We start from the raw sequence: 23,827 nt of genomic DNA, 5'->3' as shown, positions 1-23,827 counted from the left end.
GTACCAATGCGCGCTATGTATTGTTTGTGGTTACTTTTTACACTGTATCAGGTGTCCCGATGGTTACCTGGATAAGGCTTCTATGCGATGTCCCTGACTTCCATTAATGTAAATGATGATGTGTTGAAGGCTACCAAAACTTACCGTCAGCAGCGTCGCCATGTGATTGCGTTATATCTATTAGCACTGTTCGTCATGATGGTACTTTTCGGCTGGCTGCTGAGCGAACAGCATAAGCAGGAAATTGAGGCCGCCGAGTCGCGTATTACCGCCCGTGCTAACGTGGTTACTGAGTGGGCAAAAGGCGTGTTTGCGCAAAGCGGGCAAGCGTTATTTGGGCTTGAGGAATTGTTAGCACTGCAAGGGATGCCTGATAGCGAAAATGCTCAGGCGCTTCAGCGTTCGCTAGAAAATTTGACCCGATATGTCCCCATGGTAGATGAAATCGCTGTTGTGAGCGCCGAAGGGCGCGTGCTTGCGAGTGGCCGCGGTAACCGAAAGGCAGATGCTGACATCAGTGATAGCGTGTTTTTTAATGCCTTTAAGCAAGAGGAACAAGAGGAACTGATTACCCCGCTTTACTGGTCTAACCGCGATCAGCGCTACTATTTGTATCATGGCCGGCGACTAGAGACCGCCACCGGCGAGTTTTCCGGCGTGGTGATCTCCAGCATTGTGCCTGAAGTATTTGCCGACGCGCTTGAACAGATGAGTGTCTACGATGGTGAAAGCATTGCCTTGGTCGACCCCAACTTAAAATTTATTGCTCGGTACCCGATACCACAAGTGCAATTTGCCACCGGCAGTCAAATTGAAAGCCCAAAAACGATTGCGTGGCTCGCCCGTGGCGAGTCTACTTGGTCAATCAACTTTGACTCACCTATTGATGGACGTAAACGGTTGTTCCGTATGCTGAGGGTTGGCGAGTACCCCATGCTGGCCGTGGTCGGCGTTGATCTTCACGAATTGCTTTCCGCTTGGCGGCAGCGCGCTTTGATTTTAATGCTGGTGATGGCAGTGATTGCTCTGCTGGGCGCTTGGGGGGTACGCCACTACCTGAACCGTTTGGCGTTGGCGCATCAGTTACGTCAACGTATCGAAGAGCGCGAGCAAGCGCGTGCCGAAGCGCAAATCGCCGCTGCCGCCTTCCAAACCCACTTAGGCATCCTGATTACCGATCCTCAAGGCACCATTCTCAAGGTTAACGAGACCTTCAGCCGTATTACCGGCTATAGCGAAGCCGAGATCATCGGTAACAACCCGCGCATGTTTAGCTCTGGCCTACAAAATGCGACCTTTTACCGTCGTTTATGGAAGCGTGTTATCAAAACCGGTAACTGGGAAGGCGAGATATGGAACCAGCGTAAGAATGGCGAACTGTTTCCCGAGTGGCTAACCATTAGCGCGGTGTACAGCGTTGAGGGCGCCTTAACTCACTACGTGGCCACTATGAGCGATATCAGTGAGCGTAAAGCCGCTGAACAGGAGATTCATCAGCTGGCGTTTTATGACACCTTAACCGGCTTGGCTAACCGTCGGCTGTTTATGGATCGCATAGGAAGCGCTCTCAAGGAGCTTCAGCGTCATCAGCGTTGCGGCGCACTGCTATTTATCGATATCGATAACTTTAAGCAAATCAATGACACGCTGGGGCATTATGCGGGAGATCAGGTATTACAGAGCGTTGCGCGGCGGCTGGGGCAAATGCTACGCGATACCGATACCTTGGCGCGGTTGGGTAGCGATGAGTTTGCGGTGTTAATTGAAGGCGTTGATAGTAATTACGCCCAAACCACTCTGCTTGCAGAACGTATCGCGCATAAGTTGCTGGCCACCCTTAATACCCCAATCACCCTTGCCGAAGAGGGTATTACGGTGACGGGGAGTATCGGCATCGCGATTATGGCGAGCAATGAGTACGGCGTTGATGACTACCTGCAGCAGGTGGATATGGCGCTTTTTCAGGCCAAGAGCAACGGTCGCCATGGCGTGTGCTTTTTTGATCCCTCAATGCAGGCTGCGCTACTGGCCCATGTAAAATTAGAGGCGGATCTACGCCAAGCCCAAGCTTACCAGCAGTGGCAGCTTTATTATCAGCCCCAGGTGGATCACCACGGAAAGATTACCGGCGTGGAAGCGCTACTGCGCTGGCATCATCCCGAACGCGGTATGGTCTCTCCGGGTGATTTCATTCCGTTGTTGGAAAGCACTGGGCTGATAAACGATGTGGGCGAATGGGTGTTGGAAGATGCCTGCCACCAATTAGCGCGTTGGGCGCAGCACCCCCGGCTAAGCCAATTGACCATATCGGTGAATATCAGTCCGCTACAGTTTCGTGATGAGCAATTTCTGGCCCGCGTAGAGGGGGTATTTGCGCGAACCCAGGTGCCGCTTCAGCGGCTAAAGTTGGAAGTGACCGAGTCACTGTTCGTGGAGGCTCGAGATGACGCGCGGGATAAAATGCTCACCCTTAAAGCGCGAGGCGTACGCTTCTCGCTGGATGATTTCGGCACCGGCTACTCGTCACTGGCTTATTTAGCCCAACTGCCGCTGGATCAGCTAAAAATCGACCAATCCTTTGTGCAACAGGTGCTTGATAGTCAGGCTAACGCGGCGATTGTAGAGAGTACTATTGCCCTGGCAGAGAGCCTCAATCTAGAGGTCATCGCGGAAGGGGTAGAGACCAAAGCGCAGCAGGCATGGCTACTGGCCCACGACTGCCACGCTTATCAAGGCTATCTGTTTGGGCGTCCGGTCACCGCAGAGGCCATTGAGCGTTTGATTATTGGCGATTAAGTCTGTGTTTAAGACAGTGTTTATGACAGTGCTTAAGCCAGTGCCAGCGAACGGAGGTGGTCTTCTATATCGATAGCGAGATCCGTATCGGGAACAATTACTTCCAGCCGGGAGTCTTGCCGCCATGCGCTGGTTTCGATGCTTAAGGCGCCATCCGCGCGGTTAAGTCGTTTCCAGCCGCTATCGGTATGAAACACGCCCTTAATGCGGGCTGCCTTGGGTAGCTCTCCCAAGCTTTTGGCTAAGCTATCCAAGTCGAAGCGCTCGCTTGGGTGCCAACGTAAACCCGTACTGGTGTAACCCAGCGAGGAGCCGATTTCGCGCTGGGGCTTGCCGGGCGGCGGAGGAAAATCAAAAAACGCGCCCTCCAGGCTGGGCGTGGCCGCCAACTGTTGGTGGTTGGCGGGTATGCTTACATCGCTTGCTTCGGTGCTTGTGCTTTGCATCAACAGCGTAAGAGGAAGCTCTCCTTGAGGGGCTTCCTGCACCCATTTACGCGGCGGCCAGCGCTGCGCCACAAAAGCATGGGCGGCGCTGAGCTGTTCTGGGGTGCTGTGGTCGAGCATGGTCAATGCCACGGCATCGGCCATATCAAGCTGATCGCGGAAAGTATCATGTTGCAGGGCGCGGGCGTCGTCCATGCGGCGTGGGTCGAGCGTGGCAATTATATCGCGCACTTCCACCACCTCTTGAAAGGCTTCGCTGCGCAGTAGATCCAGCAGGCCCGCTGGGTGGCCGAGGCCAGAGGGTTCGATGATTACCCGGTCGGGTTTGCTGCGGGCGAGCAGGTTGACCAGAGCCGCCTGGAGGACAAAGGCGAGCTGGCAGCACAAACAGCCGCCGGGCAGGCCTTTCACCACTACATCATCGCGGGCGTCGAACATGGCTTGGTCTATACCGATTTGACCAAACTCGTTGACCAGGATGGCCCACTTTTCATCCACAGGCTTCTGCTCAATCAGGCTGTGGATAAGCGTGGTTTTGCCGCTACCAAGGAAGCCGGTAATGATATGTACCGGCACTTTTCGCGTGATCCTTCCTTCTGAACCAGCCAACGCCTAGCCCCCTGTCATATTCATAAAGCGTACCACCTGCACATCGCCATCGGTGGTGAAGTGGTGGCGCTCCGGCTTAAGCGGCAGGGCGTTGATAATCGCTTCTTTTAGCACTTGCATATTGCCAGGGTGGCGGCGCAGCACGGCGCGCAAATCCACCGAATGCTCATTGCCTAGACAAAGTAGCAATCTGCCTTCCACGGTTACCCTCACTCGGTTGCAGGTATCACAAAAGTTGTGGCTATGGGGGGAGATAAAGCCAACTCGGCTGTCGCTATCCGCCATTTTGAAATAGCGCGAGGGCCCTGGGGTGGTTTCGGTGGTAGGGATCAGCAGGTAGCGCGTCTCGATCAAATCTTGGACATCGTCACTTGAGTAAAAGGTTTCCGCCCGAGAGTGGTCTGAAACATCGCCCAGGGGCATCTCTTCGATAAAACTAATATCGAGCTTTTCCTGACGGGCAAAGGTGACCAGGTCGATCACTTCGTCGTCGTTGCGACCTTTTAAGATCACCGCATTGAGCTTGATACGTTTAAAGCCGGCTTCCTGAGCGGCGTGAATACCGTCGATTACCTTGGTTAAATCACCGGTACGGGTGAGCTGCTTAAAACGCTTCGCATCCAGCGAATCCAGGCTGATATTCAGCCGCCGCAGGCCGCTGGCGTAAAGCTGCTTGGCGTGCTTGCGTAGGCTGGCACCATTGGTAGTCATGGTGAAGTCATTAAGGCCTGGCATGGCGCCAATCTCATCGACCAGTTGCTCAATGCCGCGGCGTACCAGCGGCTCGCCACCGGTAAGGCGAATCTTCTCAACCCCAAGCTCGGTGAAGGCACGCGCTACCATGGCGATCTCTTCCAGCGTCAGTACCTGGGCGCGGGGCAGAAAAGTCATCTCCTCGCTCATGCAGTACACGCAGCGGAAATCGCAGCGATCGGTGACCGAGATGCGCACGTAACTAATGCGCCGACCAAAGTCGTCGATCAGTTGCTGGTTAGTCAGCGGCTGTGACTGTTGATGTGCGGTTCGTTGCTCGCTCATAGCCATCCCGTTAGTGGTTGTATGCTGACTACCTCGCCTGGTTGGGCGCCGTCTTGGTCATCGGCAAGCTCAATCAAACAGTTAGCAGCCACCATCGAGGTTAAAATGCCCGACCCCTGGGCGCCGGTACTACGCACGTGTAGCTGCCCTTGCTCATCAGTATGGTAAACGCCGCGAATAAAATCAGTGCGTTTGAAGCGGCTTTTTAAAGCGTTATCGGCAATCGCAGTAAGACAATGAGGTGACGACAGTGGCAGTCCATAAAGCCGATCCAAGAGCGGCTTTACAAACTGTAGAAAGGTTACCATGACCGCCACCGGATTGCCGGGTAAGCCAACAAACGGTGTGCGCGCAGCACCTAGCCAACCGCAGACCATAGGGCGCCCAGGGCGCAGCGCTACCCGCCAGAAGGCCAAACGACCCAGTTGTTCAAGGGCATCGCGGGTAAAGTCAGCTTGGCCCACCGATACGCCGCCGCTGGTAATCACCAGGTCGCTCTGCTTGGCGGCGTTTTCAAGGGCTGTTTTAGTCGCTGTTAAATCATCTGGCAGAATGCCCAGGTCAATCACCTCGGCGCCCTGTTCGGTCAGCAGGCCCATCAGCGTAAATCGGTTGGCGTCGTAAATGCCTGCCTTGGGTAGCGGCTCGCCAGGCGCAGTGACTTCATTGCCGGTGGAGAAAATTGCGACCTTCGGGCGTCGGTAAACCGTTATTTCGGCATAGCCCAAGGAGGCCAAAAGCCCTAGGGAGGCCGCATTAAGCCGTGCCCCCTCAGGCAGTGCCGTGTCACCAATGGCAATATCTTCACCGGCCTGGCGAACGTGTTGGCCGTGTTTGAGGAGCTCCGGCGACTCAATGATGACATGCGCTGGCTGCTCTTCATGGGGGGCACGCAGCTGTTCGCTCATTACCACGGTATCGGTGCCCGGCGGCAAGGGGGCGCCGGTGGTGATGCGTACACAGTGACCGGCAGGTACCATTTCGCGGCGATACTGCCCGGCCAACACTTCACCGGCCAGTGGCCAATGGGTCTGCTTGGCTCCAACACCTTGTCTAGGTAAGGTTAGCGCTACGCCATCCATGGCCGCATTAGTATTCTGCGGCACGTTAATAGGGGCCTGAACAGCTGTGGCCAGGCGGCGGCCGTGGGCCTGCGCCAATGGGATTTGCTCAATGCCTAGCGGGCGATCAATAAGAGTGGCAAGCGCCTGACGTGCTTCGTCGACGCTGAGCATCTGTTCGCCAAGATCAAAGCAGGAGAGGGTCATTTTACCCCCTTGCTAGGAGATCCCATGAGTACCTTTTCCAGGCGCAGCTTCTCCTCTTCGGTATTGAGATTGGCAAAGGCGTCGGGGCAGTCCGACATATCGACCTTGCACCAGTCGTGGCGGGCGTACCAGCGGTCAATTTTTCGCTCGCCTTCGGCAAGGGTGGTCGCCAGATCATCGGCCAGCGAGGTGCGCAGCAGTGCAACCACCGGGTGCAGCCGTTCACCGTCAAAGGCCACGGCGATGTCATGCTCGCCGTTCTCTGAGACAATGCCTGCCACCATCCGCGCTACTAAATCGTCGGGCAGCGCGGGGGAGTCGCAGGGGGCCACCAGCAACCAGGGAGTGTTTGCCGCGCGCAGGCCGCTATAGATGCCCATCAGCGGGCCTTTAAAGCCGCCTTCAGCATCCGCAATGACCCTATCAGCGAAAAAGCGGTAAGCGTCGGCATTGCGGTTGGCGTTAATCACTAGCTCGGCTACCTGGCCTTCAAGGCGCTTGACCACATGGCCGACTAGCGGCAGGCCTGCAAAAGGTTCAAGCCCTTTGTCGCGCCCGCCCATTCGCCGCCCTTCGCCGCCCGCAAGAATCATGCCGGTGAGTTCGTGAGTGGGTATCATGAGCTTGCCTTTTTTGATGAGCGATATTCTTGTGAAGAACGGGCATGGGAGGGGCGCGACGGGATCGCGTCCAGCGCTAAACGGTTTTGGGTATTGATCGCCTGAAAGTGGCGGCCTTTGGCGCGGGCGATCAGCATCACTCCAAAGCGTTCGGCCAGTTCAACGCCCTTTTGGGTGACGCCCGAGCGCGATACCAGCACGCTAATACCCATTTGGGCTACTTTCAGCACCATCTCAGACGTCAGCCGCCCGGTGGTGTAGAAAATATCCGCATTGGCGCTATCGGCCTGTTGTAGCCATTGGCGACCCGCCAAGGTATCTACCGCGTTATGCCGCCCTACGTCTTCAACAAAATCAAGCACCTCGGTTTGCTGGCATAGCGCGCAGCCGTGAACGGCGCCAGCGCTGCGATACGTCTCGTTGTAGGCGTTGAGGTTTTGCAGCAATTGATAGAGCGTGGATTGTGCCAGTTGGGTATCGGGCAGCGCAGTGAGTGCAGTTTGATCGAGCAGCTTACCAAAGACCGTGCCCTGGCCGCAGCCAGTGGTGACTGTGCGGGTGCTTAAGCGTGCTTCTAAATCTTCGGGCAGATGGCGAGTAATCACTACCGCCGCTTCTACTTCCCAATCGACTTGCACGGCTTCTAAATCAGCCGCGGCGTTCAGCAGCCCTTGATTGCGCAGATAGCCGACCACTAGTGCCTCCGGGTCATCGCCCAGAGTCATCAAAGTGACAATTTCACGCTTGTTGAGGTAGACCGTCAACGCTCTTTCAGCGGCGATCGCCTGCTGTCGGGCATCGCCATACTCGTCAACGATGCTGATCTCGGTGGTAGCCGGTAAGCGGGCTCGGCTTATCTGAAGGGCGTGCATCCGCAATCCTCGCTACTAAAATAAAATACCTGACTAAAAAAGTCAGAGTTGACGATGATGGCGCTGGAAAGGCTTACTTGTCTAGCTATTCAGGGCTATCCGTTCAAGGCCTACGTTATTTCGCTAGGGGCTAATGCAATGACTGATAATTTACGTTCACTGAGTGTCGCCCTGGTTGCTGAGCCTAAGCAGGTGAAAAGCTTTACGCTAACCCAGTGGCGTATTGCAGAGCTGACCCTGGGAGATCAGGGCCCCAATGTGCTTAACCTGCAGCTATCGATGACCGAGCGTGCTGCCTACCGTTTCAACCTGACGTCTAACACCCCAAGGCTATTCGTGCGGGCGGGCTTTACCGGGCAAACACCCAAGCCAGACGCGATCACCGCCAGCCAGGATGTGGCGGCGGGCTGGATGGATGGCGAGCAGCAGGTGCTTGAAGCACCGATGCCGATGGCCATTCAGGTCTGGATTGAGAACTACCTGGCACGTCACGGCGAAGCGCCGATGGAAATGCGCAAGAAAAAACGCAAAGGGGCGGGGCGCGCCAAAGAGACCCCCACCAAGGAGCAGCCGCAATGAGTCGCTTAGAGCGCTGGTCGCGACTAAAACGCAACGTTCCCCAAGAGCAGGATGCGCCGCCCGCCTCATCATCTGCTGAAGAGCCTGTTAATGAGCTAGCAGCTGAGCCGAATGCTTCGCCAAATGAAGTAGCGCAGCCACCTCATGGCCCTGACGCAACGCAGACACCGCCAGAACCGGGCAGCCTCGACCACACCTTGCCCGACCCTGAAACGCTGGAAGCGGGCAGCGACTTCAGCGCCTTTATGGTGCCAGGAGTAAGTGGAGCCCTGCGACGGCGTGCTTTGAAACGCCTGTGGTCCACCGGCAACTACAACGTCCGCGATGGTCTGGATGACTACGACGCCGACTATAATAAATTGTTGAAGCCCATGGGCTCCGAGCTCGCCAGCAAATTACGCCGTTGGACACATAAAGTAGAAGAGGTCGTTGATAAGTCGCTAGAGGACGCCGAACCCGAGTCTCACAAAGAGCTGACAGCTGACGAGCCGACAAATGAGCCAGCGGTTACGTTAGAGGCAGAGTCCTCAATGCCTTGCGCTGACAGCGACAACATTGTAAAAAATGCGCCGCTAGACGACCAGTCTGATTATTTATCGGGTACTAAGACGAAAACATGAGATAGATGTTAAGTCGTTATAAGTCAATAGCTTAATGTTGAAAGAGATCCACAGCGTTGGCAGCGTTGACGGTAATCAGGTTGGCAAATGTCGTATTTCGCCATAGGCTGAACTTAGCTTCAACGCATTGTTATGTCACAATAGTTAATCAATATAACTCAAAAATATAATAAGAATTATTCACTGACCGTGAGAACGCATGAACCAACGAATCCAACTGGCGTCGGTAGACGACCAGCGCAATGCCGAGGCTCGGGAGACGGTACGCCAGCGTATCTCTTGGCCCGCTAACCTGACGCCTGCCAATGTGACCTATCACAGCCGTGGTCATGGGCTGCTGATAGGTTCTGTCGACGACGTTTACCCAGCCGCTCGCGCGCTTCAAGGGCGCGGTCTGGCATCGCTTACCCTGCTCATCACCGATCAAGGCAACGACCCTGTCGATACCCTTGGGTCTAGCGAGCCACTAGTTACCCAAACATTGACCCTCACCCAGCTTAGCCAACTGCGTATTAACGGTTATCTGGGTGCCTTTAGTGTCCAGCTTGATGACGGCGATTCAGTGCTGGATCTTGCCCGTGCGCTAATTGAGCGCGACGGCTTTGACCTCATACTCGACCTTGCCGCGACGTCCCACACTCAGCGCTGGGAGTTGCCGCCACCTGGATATGTGGTAATGCAGTGGCAGAACGTTGAGCAGCGCAGCGACACTCTCGACGATTTTGTCGGGCTGGTGGGCGAGTTCGACAAGCCACGCTACTTCCAGGTCAATAGCGACTTATGCGCCCACTCCACCAGCGGCAATATTGGCTGCACCCGCTGCTTGGACGTCTGCCCCGCGGATGCTATCTCCAGCATTAAGGGGCGGATTGAGTCTCACATTGAGATTGATCCCTTTCTCTGTCAAGGCGTGGGTAGTTGCACCAGCGCTTGCCCCACTGGCGCTATCGAATTTCGCCTACCGGAAACGCGCCGCCAGCAGGATACACTCTCCGCTTGGTTGGGTGCCTACCGCGAAGCGGGTGGCCAGGTGCCGGTGCTGCGTTTTATTACCCATGACTCTCAGGATGCCGAACGGGCTGCTGGCATCATGCCCGCAGGCCATGTCATTGACGCACCGCTAGAAGAGCTGGGTGCAGCAGGCCATGACCAGTGGCTAACCGCTCTGGCCGCCGGTGCCGCCGAAGTGCGTATCCAGCTGCACCCCAATATGCCCGCCCGCTTAAGTGCCTTTTTGACCGATCAGGTCGCTCAGGCGCATGCCCTGTTAGACGCCCTAGGCCATGATCTTGCCCGCGTAAAACTCATCGAGATAGCCGATGCTGCAGGCCGGGATGCGCTACCGGCGCTAACGCCGTTGACAGACTCACCGCTTAGCCTGCCAGAGCCAGAAAAGCGTGCGCGTTTTAACCGAGTGCTGGCCCGGCTGGCTGAATTGGGTAGCCCCAGCGGCGAGCGGGTTGCCATGCCGTCAGGCGCTGCCTACGGCGCTATTCAAGTCGATAGCGATGCCTGCACGCTCTGCCACGCCTGTGTCAGCAACTGCCCGACGCCGGCATTGAAGTCAGGCGGCAACACGCCCGCGCTGAGCTTCCTTGAAGCGGACTGTGTGCAGTGCGGTTTGTGTGAGCAGGCTTGCCCTGAAAATGCGATTACTTTGATGCCCGGCTTCCTGGCATCCGATGCCCGCGAAACGCGCCACATATGCCACGAAGAAGCAGCTTTCGAGTGCATCAGCTGCGGTAAGCCGTTTGCCACTGTCAGCACGGTAGCGACGATTAAACAGAAACTTGCTAACCACCCTTACTTTGCCGGTGAGGCAATGATTCGCCTGGAAATGTGTGAAGACTGCCGGGTAAAAGATGTGTGGAAAACCATGATTCGCGACCCTGACGCGCAACTGAAGGTATAAGCCGATGACGGATGCACTGCCCACGCTTAAAGAAGCGGATGCGCTACGCGCCGATATCTATCGGCTGTTAGCCACGCTGTTGCGTCAAGCGCCGGACACGGAATTGCTGGATTGGCTGGCTGAGTTGGCTATCGAGCAAGATGGCAGCCGCCTGGCGGAATGCTGGCAAGCGCTGGCCATCGCCGCCCAGAATGCCAACGTAGAGCAGCTGCAGCGAGCCCACTTTCGACTCCTGGTCGGCGTGATTCAAGGTGAAGTGGTGCCCTACGCCTCCTGGTACCGCAACGGCGAATTGATGGAAGCGGCGCTGGTGGCACTGCGCCGTGATTTGAAAGTGCTTGGCTTTGTACGCAGCGAGCATACCCGTGATCCAGAAGATCATCTTGCTGCGCTATGTGAAGTGATGGCGATGTTGATTGACGTCGAAAGCGCTGAGCAGCGCTATTTCTTTGACCAACATTTAGCACCCTGGGCGGCCAGCTGTTTTGCCGATCTAGGACAGGTAGACACCGCTTTCTATGCAGCGCTGGGGCAGTTAGGTAGCGCTTTTATGGAGAGTGAGCAAGCTCGCTTAAGCGTTGATGCGGGCCACACACCGGTGCGGATCGTTGAACCTTAGCGAAGGCTCCATAAAAACATTACATAAAAACATTAGTAAAGAGCCAAAATCAGTATAAGAAGCTGCATAAAAGACCCTGGATAAGAGCATGTTAGAGGAGAATCTCATGCAACCGTCTTCAAAAGCATCAGCACATAACCCTGAGCGCCGCCGGTTTATGAAAACCGTTGGGTTGGGAACCGCCGCTGCTGGCGCCGCGGCGGCAGTCGGCCATGTCACTCTGGCCCAGGCCGAGACTGCCCCGGTAAAAAACGAAAAACCATCGGTTAACTACCGTGAGACTGATCACGTCCGTGCTTATTACGCCTCGCTGCGTGACTGACGGCGGAATGCCAGGAGATTTGCCATGCGCTTAACTCGCAAAACAGACGCCCCCAAGGCCTCCGGGCTGGGTATTTCCCGTCGCCAGTTCCTCAAACGCAGCGGTGCTGCCACCGGCGGTGTGGCTGCCGTTGGCTTTATGGGTGCGCCCATGATGCGGCGCTCAGAAGCCGCTGACAAAACACCCGTGCTGGACTCGCCGGTCGAGACCAAACGCACCATCTGCTCACACTGCTCAGTCGGTTGTGGCGTGTATGCCGAAGTTCAAGAGGGCATTTGGACGAAGCAAGAACCCGCTTTCGATCACCCTATTAACCGCGGTGCGCACTGCGCGAAGGGCGCTTCGCTGCGCCAGCACGGTCACTCCACGCGGCGCCTCAAGTACCCGATGAAGCTGGTCGCGGGTGAGTGGGAGCGCATGAGCTGGGATGACGCCATTAACGAGATTGGCGATAAGCTGCTAGAACTGCGCGAAGAGCACGGCCCGGACAGCGTTTACTGGCTGGGTTCAGCAAAGTTCAGCAACGAGCAGGCGTATTTAATGCGCAAGCTTGCCTCGCTATGGGGCACCAACAATACCGACCACCAGGCGCGTATTTGCCACTCCACCACCGTGGCGGGCGTGGCGAATACCTGGGGTTATGGAGCGATGACTAACTCGCTCAACGATATGCATAACAGCAAGGCAATTCTGTTCATTGGCTCGAACCCCAGTGAAGCGCACCCGGTGGCGATGCAGCACATTCTGATCGCCAAAGAGCGCAACAACTGCGACATTATCGTTGCCGATCCGCGCTTTACCCGCACCGCCGCTAAGGCCAACAAATACGTTCGTCTACGCCCCGGTTCGGACGTCGCCTACATTTGGGGCTTGTTGTGGCACATTTTTGAAAATGGCTGGGAAGACAACGAGTACATCAATCAGCGCGTTTACGGTATGGATGAAGTGCGTGCGGAAGTCGCCAACTTCCCGCCCAGCGTTGTAGAAGAAGTCACCGGCGTCCCCGAAGCCGAGATGTACGATGTCGCCAAACGCCTCTCCGACAACCGGCCTGGCTGTGTGGTCTGGTGTATGGGCGGCACCCAGCACACCACCGGTAACAACAATACCCGCGCTTACTGCATTCTTGAGCTGGCGCTGGGGAATATCGGTGTGGCGGGCGGCGGCGCTAATATCCTGCGTGGCCACGATAACGTACAAGGGGCGACCGACTTAGGCCTTGGCTGCGATTCACTGCCGGGATACTACGGCCTGGCGGAAGGTGCCTGGCAGCACTGGGCGCAGGTGTGGGATCTCGACTACGAGTGGCTTAAAGGCCGCTACGACGATACCGAATACGCCGACGGCAAACCGATGTATACCAGTGGTATTACGGTCTCACGCTGGGTCGATGGTGTGCTAGAGGAAGACGAAAACATCTCCCAGCGCACTGCGCTGAAAGCGATGTTCTACTGGGGCCACGCGGTTAACTCCCAGACCCGCGGCGTCGAGATGCAAAAAGCCATGCAGAAGCTGGAGATGATGGTCATCGTTGACCCTTATCCCACCGTTGCCTCGGTAATGCATGACCGTAGCGATGGCGTGTATCTGCTACCAGCGGCGACCCAGTTCGAAACCACCGGTAGTGTCACGGCGACCAACCGTTCGATTCAGTGGCGTGACCGGGTGATTGAGCCGCTGTTCGAATCCAAGCCTGACCACGAAATCATGTACCTGTTTGCCCGTAAATTGGGCTTCGGTAACGAGCTGGTCAAGAATTATCAGATGAACGGCGATGAGCCACTGATCGAAGATATTCTGCGCGAAATTAACAGCGGTATGTGGACGGTAGGCTACACCGGGCAAAGCCCCGAGCGTCTCAAAGAGCACCAGCAAAACTGGCACACCTTCAGCTTCGAGAATCTGCGCGCAGAGGGTGGACCTGCGGACGGTGATTACTACGGCTTGCCGTGGCCCTGCTGGGGCACGCCTGAGTTCAACCACCCGGGCTCGCCCAATCTTTACGATACCAGCGTGCCGGTGATGGAAGGTGGCATGGGCTTCCGTGCCCGTTTCGGTATCGAGCGTGATGGCGTCAACCTTCTGGCGGAAGGTTCAGCACCAGTGGGCGGCGATATTGACGACGGCTATCCAGAGTTCAATGACCAGTTGCTTAAAGATTTAGGCTGGTGGGACGACCTAACCGCCGAAGAGAAGCAGGCGGCGGAAGGCAAAAACTGGAAAACCGACCTCTCTGGCGGTATCCAGCGGGTCACCATTGAGCATGGTTGTGCGCCCTACGGCAACGCCAAGGCACGCGCCGTGGTGTGGACGTTCCCCGACCAGGTGCCTAAGCACCGCGAGCCGCTCTACACCACGCGCCGTGATTTGGTTGAACGCTTCCCAACTTGGGACGATTTCGACTCCATCATGCGCCTGCCAACCATGTACAAAACCATTCAGGATCGCGATAACAGCGGCGATTACCCAATCATTCTTACCTCTGGGCGACTGGTTGAGTACGAAGGTGGTGGGGAAGAGACGCGTTCCATGTCGTGGCTGGCCGAGCTGCAGCAGGAGATGTTTGTTGAGATCAACCCGGCGAATGCCAACGACCTAAGCATCAAAGATGGTGATGATGTCTGGGTCGAAGGTGCAGAAGGCGGCCGTGTGAAAGTTAAAGCCCTGGTCACACCGCGTGTCGACCGTAACGTGGCGTTTATGCCGTTCCACTTTGGCGGCATGTTCCAGGGCGAAAGCCTGCGCGACCGTTATCCAGATGGATCGGATCCGTACATCATCGGTGAAGCGGCCAATACGGCCACCACCTACGGCTACGACCCGGTGACACTGATGCAAGAGACCAAGTGCACCATCTGCCGCATTGAGCGGGCTTAAGTTTAATAAGAAAGCCCCGACCGACCTGACAGCACGACGGTGCGGGAGCCATCCCGCACCGGCATGAGGAGAACACCATGGCTCAAATGAAATTTATGTGTGACGCCGAACGCTGCATCGAATGCAACGGCTGCGTCACCGCGTGTAAAAACGCTAACGATGTCGAGTGGGGCATTCAGCGCCGCCGCGTGGTTACGCTCAACGACGGCGAAGCGAGTGAAATGTCCATTTCCGTCGCCTGTATGCACTGCGACGACGCGCCGTGTATGGCCGTTTGCCCGACCGACTGCTTCTACAAAACCGATGACGGCATCGTGCTGCACGACAAAGACCTCTGCATTGGCTGCGGTTACTGCCTCTACGCCTGCCCGTTTGGCGCTCCGCAGTTTCCCCAGCAGGATGCGTTCGGTGAGCGCGGCAAGATGGATAAATGCACCTTCTGCGCGGGCGGCCCGGCCGAAAGCAAAGAAGAGGAGTACCAGAAATACGGCTCCAACCGCATTGCTGAAGGTAAACTGCCGCTATGCGCCGAGATGTGCTCCACCAAAGCGCTGCTGGCCGGTGATGCCCAAGACGTTGCGGACATCTTCCGCCAGCGCGTTGTCCATCGCGGCCACAAAGATGGCGCCTGGTCGAATAACCCACAGGCCAGTGCCGACAACCTAGCCTATGATGCTGCCCATAAAGGGTAAGGAGGCGTGTCATGAACCTGTTGACTGCACAGGCACCCGGTGGGGTGCCGCATTCAGGTAAAGGGCTCGCCCTGGGCATTTGGCGCTTTATGTTGGTGGCGCTTGCTCTAGTGCTAAGCCTCGGCTTCACGCAAGTGGCTGTTGCGCAGGCGGATCCTGATCGCGAAATGACCACTGCTGCACCCGGCATTACCGCTGACCAGTGGCGTCAGGTACGCAGTGGAGAGACCGGGCCTAACTACCGTGATTCACGTGCTGATAGTAACTACAGCCTGATCAATTCAAGCGGTGAAACCTGGCGGCAGATTCGCAACCGCTGGGTATCGCCGTTTGGTTTGATTGCGGTATTTGGCATGGCGGCGCTGATCGCGCTGTTCTACTTTATTGTAGGGCGTAAGGAGCTTGAGGCGCCGCGCACGGGCCGCCTGCTCTTGCGGTGGACGCTGATGAAGCGAGCGCTGCACTGGACGGTAGCGACGCTGTTTATCATTTTAGCGATAACGGGGATGACGCTCCTATTCGGCAAGTTTGTGTTCCGCCCGTTGTTTGGCGATGGGGTTTGGGCTTGGATGATTGCGGCCACAAAGGTGCTGCATAATTACCTGGGGCCGATCTTTGGTGTACTGCTGGTGATACTGCTGGTGAGTTTGATCAAAGAAAATATTCCCAAAAAGCACGACTGGGTGTGGTTTAAGAAGGGCGGCGGCATGATTGGTAAAAAGCATGTCGATGCCGGTTTTGCCAACGGTGGTGAGAAAGCCTGGTACTGGATACTGGCGACGATCGGTATTCTCGTGGTTGCCAGTGGCTTTGTACTCGACTTCCCCAACTTCGACCAGAGCCGTGACACCATGCAGTGGGCGAATATTATCCACGCGGTGGGTGCGCTGGGACTGACAGCGATTTCCTTAGGCCATATCTATATCGGTACGCTGGGTACAGAAGGCGCGCTAGAAGGTATGACTACCGGCTACGTGGACGAGACCTGGGCCAAAGAGCACCACAATTTGTGGTACGAAGAGGTCAAAGACCAAACGCTATCGGAACAAGAAGTGGCGGCACGTAAGTCAGGTGGTGATAGTGGCGAACCATCGGCGACACGGACCAGCTGATAAGTGCTTGTGCTTGTTAAAGTGCTTATGAAGTAGCCTAAGACACCGCCTTCCGGCGGTGTCTTTTGTTATGCTTCACCTTAAGTTATTAAATAACCAAACGTCATTTTAGGAGAAAAACGGTTATGTCAGCATTTGATGAGTTAGACCCTGCTACGCGTACCGAGCTTGAAGCCGCCGCGTTTCGGCGCCTGCTACAGCATCTGGACGATAACAAAGATGTTCAGAATATCGACCTGATGATTTTGGCGGACTTTTGCCGCAACTGCTTATCGAAATGGCTGGTGAGCGCCGCTGAAGCGCGGGATGAAAGCCTCAACTACGACGAGGCCCGTGAGTATGTATACGGTATGCCTTACAGCGAGTGGAAGGAGCTTTACCAACCGGAAGCCACGCCAGAGCAGATGGCCGCTTGGGAAGCGCACCACGCTAAAAAGAAAGCAGCCAAACAAGGGTGACGTCGATGAGTGAGCCAATGGTGCCCCTCAATATAGCTGTCCTCACGGTCTCCGATACCCGCACTGAAGAGACGGATCGCAGCGGCCAAGCATTAGTCGAGCGCTTGACCAGCGCTGGGCACACGCTCGCTGAAAAGCGTATTGTGCCAGACGATGTCTACCGTATTCGTGCGGTGGTCGCGAACTGGATCGCCGAGGCGGATGTGCAGGTGGTGATCACCACCGGTGGTACCGGCTTTACTGGCCGCGACTCCACCCCTGAAGCGATTTCGGTGCTGCTGGATAAGCGCATTGAAGGCTTTGGCGAACGTTTTCGTCAGCTAAGTGGTGAGGAAATCGGCAGCTCCACTATTCAAAGCCGCTGCCTCGGCGGGCTAGCCAACGCCACGGTAGTGTTCTGCCTGCCAGGCTCAACAGGCGCCTGCCGCACCGGCTGGGACGGCATTCTGGCCGAGCAGTTGGATAGCCGCCACAAGCCCTGCAACTTCGCCAACCTGGTCATCCCAGGCCGGGGGCAGCATGGCTGATTTGCAGCCGATATCCGCCGCACTTGAGGCGCTACTGGCAGACGTTAGCGCACTCGACGCAGAGAGTATCCCGCTGGAAGCCGCCGGTGGACGTGTGTTAGCCGAAGCCGTCACCGCTCAGTTGGATGTGCCGCCATTTGATAACAGCGCGATGGATGGCTACGCGCTGCGGTCTTCCGATGCAGGGCAGTGGCTGCCGGTGAGTCAACGCATTGCCGCAGGCACTCAGGCTAAAGCGCTTGCGCCCGGCAGCTGCGCGCGTATTTTTACCGGCGGCGAGATTCCGCCAGGCGCCGACTGCGTAGTCATGCAGGAGCGCGTAGAGGTTGACAGTGAGCAAGCGCTAATACCTGCTGATATTCCCACGGGGGATAATGTCCGCCGTCAGGGGCGCGACGTGAAGAGCGGCTCTGTGCTGCTCAATGCCGGTGAGCTGCTTGAAGCCGCAGCCCTTGGCCATTTGGCAGGCCAGGGGATTACCCAGGTCAGCGTGCGCCGTCGGCCTCGGGTGGCGCTGCTCTCCACGGGGGATGAGATCGTCGATCCGGGCACGCCGCTAAAACCGGGTCAGCTCTACAACTCCAACCAGCCAATGCTTAAACGGCTGCTAGAGAACTTTGGCGCGGAGGTGGTGAGCACCGTTAGCGTACCGGATGATTACGCCCACACGGTGACGCTGTTAACGGCGGCTGCGGCAGAGTCGGATTTAGTGGTGACCACCGGCGGCGTGAGCGTCGGTGAAGAGGATCATGTTAAAGCCGCGTTGGAAGCGATTGGCCAGCTTGATATGTGGAAGCTGGCAATCCGTCCTGGTAAGCCGTTAGCGCTGGGTCGTCTGCCTCGCGATGACGGCAGCCAGACGCGATTTGTGGGTTTGCCGGGCAATCCTGTCTCGGGGTTTGTCGGTGCTTGGCTGTTTTTACGCCCTTTACTGGGCGCTATGCTTGGCTGTCCTGCGCTAAAAACATTGCCCACGCTAACCGCCCACGCTGGGTTTGCCACCTCCACCGGCCCTCGTGAACACTATATGCGTGTGACGCTAAATTTCACGCCCAACGGGGTGACGGCAACGGCTTTTGATGATCAGAACTCTGGCGTGCTCTCCTCCTGTATCAATGCCGACGCTTTTGCGGTGATTCCGGCCAATAGCGAAGTTGTCGAAGGCGATAAAATCAGTTGTTTATGGTTGGCTGGTTAAGCGCCGTGGCTTGAGAAAGCTAAGGGCTAAGCTTGCGCGCGTCGAGTAGCAGCACTAGCTGTTGTTGATCGAGGGTGACGCCGCAGAGTGCGGTTGAAAAACGGCGGGAAAGCAGCAGCTTAGGCAGTGGGTAAAGCGTGTTAGCTGGCAGTTGCTGGAGGGTAATGTCACCGCTTACGCCCAACTGCCAAGTGCTGTTGTTGTCACTGGCTGTTTGGGGATCGCGCAGAGTGAGCCAGCGGCTAGGCAGGGCGTCATGATCGCCGCCGACGTAGAGCAGCGAGTGAGCATTGGCGGTGCGCAATGTCGTAGGCCGGTCGGTCATGGCGAGTACATAGTGCGCTTCCAGGGCAGCGCGGTAAGGCCCGACGTGAAACAGTACCAGCGCAACCTGGGCTTGTTCATGCGGGTCGCGATATTGTGGCACTTTACCCGAGCCCCTGCTGGTAGGCGTCGAACAACGCCTCAGGGTCAAGCAGGGCAAGCGCTTCTCGCTCATTGAGCTGCCATAGTGCACTGACATAAGGCTGCAACGTAGCGGTGAGCGTTTCTGGGGGCGGTTGCAGCATGCTCTGGGCGACCTCGCAGACATCGTCAAGCTGCTCGATACGCACGCCGCTGCTGATACCGGCTGCACGGACTAGCAATAGCATCCCGTTAGGGGCGCCTTCAGGCGCGGCTAGACCAAGTAGCTGATGCAGGCTAATCAGCGACTCAATTTGGCCACGCAGGTGCAGCACGCCCTCGGTAGAGGTGGGTAGCCCTGGTAGGTAATAGACGGGCTGGTCGCTGGGTAGAATCTCTCTCACCGCGCTGCCGGGTAGCGCAAAACGTTGACCATTGAGTCGGAAGAGCACTAGTTGCTGGGTGGGCTCATCGACATCGACGACTGTCTCCGTATCGCCGTGGGTTGCTAATGCCTCTTCCAAGGTCTGAGTGGCGAACGGCAGGTCATTCGCTTGATTGCCTCGGGGGTATTCAGCGCTCATCGGCTAGCTCCGTCGATATCACTACTTGATTGCGCCCTTGGTTTTTGGCTCGGTAGAGCGCTTGGTCGGCGCTTAAACGCAGCGACTCTGTGGAGGGCTGGGCGGGGAAGTTGCTGATACCCACGCTGAAGGTGCAGCGAAAGCGGACTTCACCGGCGTGAAAGTCAACCAGCGCAAAATCCTCGCGGAGGCTGTTGATTAACGTGGCCGCTTTCTCGGCATTAATGCCTTTCAACAGCACGACAAACTCTTCACCGCCATAGCGGCCAATAATGTCGGAAAGCCGCAGGCGGCTTTTGAGCAACCGTGCCAAGGTAACGATCACTTGATCGCCCGCCAAGTGGCCGTGGGTGTCGTTAACTTCTTTAAAGTGATCGATGTCGATCATCGCCATGGCGTGCTGGCTATTATCACGATGGGCCTGAGCGAGGGTTTTATTGATCAGCTCGGTGGTGGTGCTGTGGTTATACAGCCCGGTCATGCTGTCCCGGGTCATTAATGAGCGCAGCAAGCGTAGGCGTTCGGCGCGCAGACGCACGGCAGAAACCAGTTCTTCGGGCTGCACGGGTTTGGTAAGAAAGGCTTCAACCCCCGCGGACATGGCGGAAATCTGTTTCTGGCTGTCGGTTTCACTGGAAAGATAGATAATCGGTAGTCCCAGGTATTCCGGCTGCTGACGAATAATCGTCGCCAGCTCTTCCCCCGAACACACCGGCATATATACATCGACCAGCACTAAGTCGGGGCTAAAACGCTCCATAGCATTAAGTGCATCGGCTGGGTGGTGCACTTGGTGAACGATCATTCCGGCCTCTTCAAGTAGCAAGGCGTGGTAGGCAGCCACCTCGGGCTCATCATCCACCACGAGCACTTTCAACGGCTCTTCCGCCGCCGGAGCGGTGAGTTCATCCACAGCCAACATAAGATCCAGCGGTTTTACCGGCTTGGTGAAGTAACCACCGCAGCCTGCACGAACGGCGCTTAGACGCGAGTGGAAGTCGCTGTGGGCCGATAAGACGATGGCGGGTAGCGGTTGGCCGGTCAGTTTATTCAAGCTGGTCAGGGTTTCAGTCCCTGCGGTTTGGCCCTGGGGGAACTGCACATCCATGATCACCGCGTCAGGGCGGCGAGTGAGCACGGCGTTAAAGAATGTTTCAGTATCGATAAACTGAACGACTTCATGACCGAAGCAGCGCAAGTGATGGATCAACTGATCGACCTGCTCGGGCTCATCGTCACACAGGTAAATTAACCGCTGGCGCTTATTGCGCAGCGGCTCCACTTGGCTGGTAAGCTCGAAGCTGTTGACGGCCGCCAGCGCTTGCTGTTGGCCGTGATGGGAGCGTAGGTGCTGTTGTTCGCGACCCAGCTTGAGCAGCAGTTGGCTGATAAACGTATCAATATCGTCGCGGGTGGGGGAGGTAGTGAGCGCCTCCTCCGCCTGATCCGCCAGCAGGGCAAGCCGCTCAAAGCCCAGCGATCTCCCTGTGCCTTTCAAACTATGAAAAAAGCGGTGCAGCTCTGGCGCCAGCCGCGTCCGTTCTTCACTCGACATGCAGCTCTGCTGCCACAGCTCGGCGGTTTGCGCTAAGCGGGCTGGCAATTGCTCAATAAAACGCTCACGCAGCTGATTTAGCTTATCGTGCAGCGAAGGGGCGGGCTTAGACATCAAACTACCTACGTAAGTGATCGAAAGCGGCGATTCATTCCATCATTAATCTATTCCATCGCATCGAGCATTGCTTAGCCGCTGAGGGCCAGCGCCTTTTTCACGGCGGTTTCCAGGTTGTCCGCCAGTTCGGCGTCTTTACGCAAACAGGCATCCAGGCCCGGTGTCTGCCGTAGCGTTGCATCCGGGGTGTCGCCGGTGAGAAGAATAAACGGCAGTTGACTGTCTTGCTCGCGCAGCATTGCCAATAACGCTAGCCCGCTGACCAAGGGCATGTGCATATCGCTGACAATCAACTTGATATTGCTATGGGTGTCTAGCTGTTCGACGGCTTCCATGGCATCAAAAGCCAGCAAGGTGGTGTGACCTTGAGACTCTAGCAGTGCCGCCGTCATTTCCCCGGCAAGCGGATCGTCGTCTACGACCAGGATAGGCATTCTATAACCTCTTGGTGTTTGTCATTAACGGCTGTGTCACTAACGACTATGTCAGTATCCTCCACGGCTAACCCAGCAGGGCCTGGAGCGTCTCTACTAAATTGTTCTGATCAAAACTGCCTTTGACGATATAGGCGTCGGCGCCGACTTCAATGCCGCGTCGTCGATCAGTCTCTTTTTCCCGCGAGGTGATAATAATGATCGGCCGGTAACGATAGGCCTCATTTTCGCGCAGTCGGGCAGTCAGCGCAAAGCCATCCATCACCGGCATTTCAACGTCGGTTAGTACCGCATCAAACGGCTCTGCCAGTGCCTTGGCTAATCCGTCGCGACCATTTTCGGCCAAGGTGACGTGATAGCCCCATGCTTCGAGCACGTCTTTTTCTATTTCACGGGTATTCAGTGAGTCGTCGACCACCAAAATGCGCTTCGCGAGCGTGGAAGAAGTGCGCTCATGGTTAGGACGCTGGGCAGTGTGCCGGGTGGCTTCCAGTAAAGCGGGCACATGCAGCAGGCTAACCAGCGCATTGCGGCCCATGGAAACCATACCCGAGACCAAGGGTAGGTAACGTAGGTGTACGGGTAGCGGCTTGATGACCCTGTCGCGTTCATCAATCAGTGAATCAATAATTAAAGCCAGCTTTTGGTGCCGCTGGTGGACGACCAGCAGTAGGGTGTTATCAGTGGCGGACGTCGTGGCGGGTAGCCCGAGCAATTCGGCGAGCGATACCACCGGCACAAATTCGTTGCGTAAAATCAGCGTGCGCTGTCCGGCGGCATCAATGAAGGAGTGTGATGAGCACTCTACAAGTTCTGAAACATAAGGCGCGGTTACGCCTAAATTGACGCCGCCGACGCTAACCAGCAGTACCCGCATTATCGCCAGCGAAAGCGGCAGGCGCAGGGTAAAATGCGTGCCACTGCCGCGTTCGCTGGCTAGCTGCAGGTCACCGTTCAACTCATCTACCACGGTGCGCTTAACCACATCCATGCCCACACCGCGGCCAGAAAAGTCGGTAATCATGCTTTTGGTAGAGAAGCCGGGCAAGAAAATAAGCTCCAGGGTCTCTTGTTCGCTCAAGGCGTTGAGCTGCTCTTCGTTTATCAATTGCTTGGCGAGCGCTTTCTGACGCACTACATCAAGGTCTATGCCTGCGCCGTCATCATGCATCTCAACCACCACCCAGTCAGCATCCTGCCAGGCTTCAATAACCAGCTGTCCACGGGGAGATTTACCCGCTGCCTGACGCTCGGCAGGTGGCTCTAAGCCGTGATCCAGAGCGTTACGCAGCAGGTGAATCAGCGGATCAGAAAGGCGATCAATCATCTGGCGGTCAAGTTCGATTTCACTGCCACGTACACGGCAATCGACCTGCTTGCCAAGTGACTGGGCCAGTTCCCGGGACATATGCGCAAGCGGGTCAAACACCACGCTTAGCGGCAGCATGCGCATTTGCAGTGCCCGGTCATGTAGGTCGCTCATCAGCGAGTTGTGGCTTAAAACGCTATCTTTCAGCTCACGGTGAAAGGCGTGAAAAGGCGCCTGCTGCTCGGCAGGCAGCGAGATGCTTAGCGCTCGGGCTTGATCAACCAGGGAGTGTAAGTGGTGGTGGCCGGACAGCACTTCACCCATCAAACGGATAACATCGTCCAGCCGATCCAGGCGAACTCGCACGGTATCGCTGAGACGTAACTCGCTGTCGGCCGCCTGCGCCGCTGAGAGCGCGGGTGCCGAGGATGCCGGAGTAGAAATGTTGGGCTGGGGTGAGGGCTGACCATGGGCAGCATTTTCAAGGGCGTTACATAGGGCCTTATCCGCCGCGGGTAAGTCGTCACCCGTCGCCCCTTCGGCGAGTCGGCTGACCAAGTCCGCCAGCCCGTCAACTGCCTGGCTGAGCAGGCTGGTAACCGCTGGCGTTGCACTTAGAGTGCCATCGCGCAGGGCGCTGAGCAGTTCTTCAGTGCTATGTGCCAGCGTGGTAATTGGCACCAGCTTGAGCATCCGCGACGAGCCTTTCAGCGTATGTGCTGCGCGGAACAGCTCGTTGATCTGTTCGCGATCAGCGTGGCCCTGCTCCAGTGCACAGATGCCTTCGCGCAGGCGGGGCAGGTGGTCGGCGGCTTCTTCCACGAAGCGCTGTATAAAGCGGCGAATATCCAGCGCCAT

22 protein-coding genes are annotated in these 23,827 nt (G+C 56.7%); 12 read left to right on the top strand and 10 right to left on the bottom strand.

What is annotated here, in order from left to right:
* Positions 1 to 87: 87 nt before the first annotated feature.
* Positions 88 to 2,796, top strand: a complete 2,709-nt coding sequence (locus J7J49_RS11090; RefSeq protein ID WP_215092539.1) for a bifunctional diguanylate cyclase/phosphodiesterase — start codon at positions 88 to 90, stop codon at positions 2,794 to 2,796.
* Positions 2,797 to 2,828: 32 nt separating this feature from the next.
* On the opposite strand, the gene J7J49_RS11085 is transcribed toward J7J49_RS11090, so the two are convergent.
* From J7J49_RS11085 to J7J49_RS11065, 5 genes are read right to left on the bottom strand one after another with little or no spacing between them, the layout of a single operon-like run.
* Positions 2,829 to 3,818 carry a CobW family GTP-binding protein gene (locus J7J49_RS11085; RefSeq protein ID WP_353048371.1) on the bottom strand — a complete coding sequence of 330 codons (990 nt, stop codon included), beginning with the start codon at positions 3,816 to 3,818 and terminating at the stop codon, positions 2,829 to 2,831.
* A 36-nt stretch (positions 3,819 to 3,854) separates the two neighbouring features.
* Positions 3,855 to 4,889 carry a GTP 3',8-cyclase MoaA gene (moaA, locus tag J7J49_RS11080; protein WP_251048257.1) on the bottom strand — a complete coding sequence of 345 codons (1,035 nt, stop codon included), beginning with the start codon at positions 4,887 to 4,889 and terminating at the stop codon, positions 3,855 to 3,857.
* Positions 4,886 to 6,157 carry a molybdopterin molybdotransferase MoeA gene (gene moeA, locus J7J49_RS11075; protein WP_215092535.1) on the bottom strand — a complete coding sequence of 424 codons (1,272 nt, stop codon included), beginning with the start codon at positions 6,155 to 6,157 and terminating at the stop codon, positions 4,886 to 4,888. Before moeA ends, moaA begins: the two co-directional genes overlap by 4 nt.
* Positions 6,154 to 6,777 carry a molybdenum cofactor guanylyltransferase MobA gene (mobA, locus tag J7J49_RS11070; RefSeq protein ID WP_215092533.1) on the bottom strand — a complete coding sequence of 208 codons (624 nt, stop codon included), beginning with the start codon at positions 6,775 to 6,777 and terminating at the stop codon, positions 6,154 to 6,156. Before mobA ends, moeA begins: the two co-directional genes overlap by 4 nt.
* Complete coding sequence (locus J7J49_RS11065) at positions 6,774 to 7,649, bottom strand: formate dehydrogenase accessory sulfurtransferase FdhD (RefSeq protein ID WP_215092530.1); 876 nt, start codon at positions 7,647 to 7,649, stop codon at positions 6,774 to 6,776. Before J7J49_RS11065 ends, mobA begins: the two co-directional genes overlap by 4 nt.
* 138 nt (positions 7,650 to 7,787) lie before the next feature.
* Between J7J49_RS11065 and J7J49_RS11060 the strand changes: the two genes are divergently transcribed.
* The 11 genes from J7J49_RS11060 (at position 7,788) to J7J49_RS11010 (ending at position 18,565) form a co-directional block, all read left to right on the top strand.
* Positions 7,788 to 8,228: a DUF3305 domain-containing protein gene (locus J7J49_RS11060; protein ID WP_064235765.1), complete on the top strand. Its 441-nt coding sequence runs from the start codon at positions 7,788 to 7,790 to the stop codon at positions 8,226 to 8,228.
* Positions 8,225 to 8,848: a DUF3306 domain-containing protein gene (locus J7J49_RS11055; protein WP_064235293.1), complete on the top strand. Its 624-nt coding sequence runs from the start codon at positions 8,225 to 8,227 to the stop codon at positions 8,846 to 8,848. Before J7J49_RS11060 ends, J7J49_RS11055 begins: the two co-directional genes overlap by 4 nt.
* Positions 8,849 to 9,047: 199 nt before the next feature.
* A complete protein-coding gene (locus tag J7J49_RS11050) occupies positions 9,048 to 10,760 on the top strand; it encodes a 4Fe-4S dicluster domain-containing protein (RefSeq protein WP_215092528.1) in 1,713 nt (570 codons plus the stop codon).
* A 4-nt stretch (positions 10,761 to 10,764) separates the two neighbouring features.
* A complete protein-coding gene (locus tag J7J49_RS11045; RefSeq protein ID WP_215092526.1) occupies positions 10,765 to 11,379 on the top strand; it encodes a TorD/DmsD family molecular chaperone in 615 nt (204 codons plus the stop codon).
* Positions 11,380 to 11,485: 106 nt separating this feature from the next.
* On the top strand, positions 11,486 to 11,701 hold the full coding sequence (locus J7J49_RS11040; RefSeq protein WP_064235290.1) for a twin-arginine translocation signal domain-containing protein: 216 nt from the start codon (positions 11,486 to 11,488) through the stop codon (positions 11,699 to 11,701).
* Between the two features lie 24 nt (positions 11,702 to 11,725).
* On the top strand, positions 11,726 to 14,578 hold the full coding sequence (locus J7J49_RS11035) for a molybdopterin-dependent oxidoreductase (RefSeq protein ID WP_064235289.1): 2,853 nt from the start codon (positions 11,726 to 11,728) through the stop codon (positions 14,576 to 14,578).
* A gap of 77 nt (positions 14,579 to 14,655) precedes the next feature.
* A complete protein-coding gene (fdh3B, locus tag J7J49_RS11030; protein ID WP_007112726.1) occupies positions 14,656 to 15,270 on the top strand; it encodes a formate dehydrogenase FDH3 subunit beta in 615 nt (204 codons plus the stop codon).
* 11 nt (positions 15,271 to 15,281) lie between these two features.
* A complete protein-coding gene (locus J7J49_RS11025; RefSeq protein WP_215092524.1) occupies positions 15,282 to 16,382 on the top strand; it encodes a formate dehydrogenase subunit gamma in 1,101 nt (366 codons plus the stop codon).
* Between the two features lie 125 nt (positions 16,383 to 16,507).
* Positions 16,508 to 16,840: a DUF1244 domain-containing protein gene (locus J7J49_RS11020; protein ID WP_176303973.1), complete on the top strand. Its 333-nt coding sequence runs from the start codon at positions 16,508 to 16,510 to the stop codon at positions 16,838 to 16,840.
* Positions 16,841 to 16,845: 5 nt separating this feature from the next.
* Positions 16,846 to 17,367, top strand: a complete 522-nt coding sequence (gene moaB / locus J7J49_RS11015) for a molybdenum cofactor biosynthesis protein B (RefSeq protein WP_035561152.1) — start codon at positions 16,846 to 16,848, stop codon at positions 17,365 to 17,367.
* The gene (locus tag J7J49_RS11010) at positions 17,360 to 18,565 is read left to right on the top strand and encodes a molybdopterin molybdotransferase MoeA (protein WP_215092523.1); all 1,206 of its coding nucleotides are present in this window, start codon (positions 17,360 to 17,362) and stop codon (positions 18,563 to 18,565) included. The genes moaB and J7J49_RS11010 overlap by 8 nt, the downstream gene beginning before the upstream one ends.
* A 19-nt stretch (positions 18,566 to 18,584) precedes the next feature.
* Here the strand turns inward: J7J49_RS11010 and J7J49_RS11005 are convergent, their stop codons facing one another.
* From J7J49_RS11005 to J7J49_RS10985, 5 genes are all read right to left on the bottom strand, one after another.
* The gene (locus J7J49_RS11005) at positions 18,585 to 18,992 is read right to left on the bottom strand and encodes a hypothetical protein (protein WP_064235285.1); all 408 of its coding nucleotides are present in this window, start codon (positions 18,990 to 18,992) and stop codon (positions 18,585 to 18,587) included.
* Between the two features lies 1 nt (position 18,993).
* Positions 18,994 to 19,554 (bottom strand): chemotaxis protein CheW, encoded by a 561-nt coding sequence (locus tag J7J49_RS11000; RefSeq protein WP_064235284.1) that lies wholly within the window; start codon positions 19,552 to 19,554, stop codon positions 18,994 to 18,996.
* A complete protein-coding gene (locus J7J49_RS10995) occupies positions 19,544 to 21,223 on the bottom strand; it encodes a diguanylate cyclase (protein ID WP_064235283.1) in 1,680 nt (559 codons plus the stop codon). Before J7J49_RS10995 ends, J7J49_RS11000 begins: the two co-directional genes overlap by 11 nt.
* A 74-nt stretch (positions 21,224 to 21,297) precedes the next feature.
* Positions 21,298 to 21,660 carry a response regulator gene (locus J7J49_RS10990; protein WP_064235282.1) on the bottom strand — a complete coding sequence of 121 codons (363 nt, stop codon included), beginning with the start codon at positions 21,658 to 21,660 and terminating at the stop codon, positions 21,298 to 21,300.
* A 67-nt stretch (positions 21,661 to 21,727) separates the two neighbouring features.
* Complete coding sequence (locus J7J49_RS10985; protein WP_215092520.1) at positions 21,728 to 23,827, bottom strand: hybrid sensor histidine kinase/response regulator; 2,100 nt, start codon at positions 23,825 to 23,827, stop codon at positions 21,728 to 21,730.

It is taken from the genome of Halomonas sp. ISL-56, assembly GCF_018612805.1.
GTDB lineage: Bacteria > Pseudomonadota > Gammaproteobacteria > Pseudomonadales > Halomonadaceae > Vreelandella.
The sequence above is the reverse complement of the archived record's forward strand: the minus strand, read 5'-3'. Positions and strand labels throughout refer to the sequence as shown.

Coding starts and splice junctions, on each gene's coding strand:
- J7J49_RS11090 (WP_215092539.1), top strand. CDS start 88: ATGTCCCTGACTTCCATTAATGTAAATGATGATGTGTTGAAGGCTACC.
- moaA (WP_251048257.1), bottom strand. CDS start 4,889: ATGAGCGAGCAACGAACCGCACATCAACAGTCACAGCCGCTGACTAAC.
- moeA (WP_215092535.1), bottom strand. CDS start 6,157: ATGACCCTCTCCTGCTTTGATCTTGGCGAACAGATGCTCAGCGTCGAC.
- mobA (WP_215092533.1), bottom strand. CDS start 6,777: ATGATACCCACTCACGAACTCACCGGCATGATTCTTGCGGGCGGCGAA.
- J7J49_RS11065 (WP_215092530.1), bottom strand. CDS start 7,649: ATGCACGCCCTTCAGATAAGCCGAGCCCGCTTACCGGCTACCACCGAG.
- J7J49_RS11060 (WP_064235765.1), top strand. CDS start 7,788: ATGACTGATAATTTACGTTCACTGAGTGTCGCCCTGGTTGCTGAGCCT.
- J7J49_RS11055 (WP_064235293.1), top strand. CDS start 8,225: ATGAGTCGCTTAGAGCGCTGGTCGCGACTAAAACGCAACGTTCCCCAA.
- J7J49_RS11050 (WP_215092528.1), top strand. CDS start 9,048: ATGAACCAACGAATCCAACTGGCGTCGGTAGACGACCAGCGCAATGCC.
- J7J49_RS11045 (WP_215092526.1), top strand. CDS start 10,765: ATGACGGATGCACTGCCCACGCTTAAAGAAGCGGATGCGCTACGCGCC.
- J7J49_RS11040 (WP_064235290.1), top strand. CDS start 11,486: ATGCAACCGTCTTCAAAAGCATCAGCACATAACCCTGAGCGCCGCCGG.
- J7J49_RS11035 (WP_064235289.1), top strand. CDS start 11,726: ATGCGCTTAACTCGCAAAACAGACGCCCCCAAGGCCTCCGGGCTGGGT.
- fdh3B (WP_007112726.1), top strand. CDS start 14,656: ATGGCTCAAATGAAATTTATGTGTGACGCCGAACGCTGCATCGAATGC.
- J7J49_RS11025 (WP_215092524.1), top strand. CDS start 15,282: ATGAACCTGTTGACTGCACAGGCACCCGGTGGGGTGCCGCATTCAGGT.
- J7J49_RS11020 (WP_176303973.1), top strand. CDS start 16,508: ATGTCAGCATTTGATGAGTTAGACCCTGCTACGCGTACCGAGCTTGAA.
- moaB (WP_035561152.1), top strand. CDS start 16,846: ATGAGTGAGCCAATGGTGCCCCTCAATATAGCTGTCCTCACGGTCTCC.
- J7J49_RS11010 (WP_215092523.1), top strand. CDS start 17,360: ATGGCTGATTTGCAGCCGATATCCGCCGCACTTGAGGCGCTACTGGCA.
- J7J49_RS11000 (WP_064235284.1), bottom strand. CDS start 19,554: ATGAGCGCTGAATACCCCCGAGGCAATCAAGCGAATGACCTGCCGTTC.
- J7J49_RS10995 (WP_064235283.1), bottom strand. CDS start 21,223: ATGTCTAAGCCCGCCCCTTCGCTGCACGATAAGCTAAATCAGCTGCGT.
- J7J49_RS10990 (WP_064235282.1), bottom strand. CDS start 21,660: ATGCCTATCCTGGTCGTAGACGACGATCCGCTTGCCGGGGAAATGACG.
- J7J49_RS10985 (WP_215092520.1), bottom strand. CDS start 23,827: ATGGCGCTGGATATTCGCCGCTTTATACAGCGCTTCGTGGAAGAAGCC.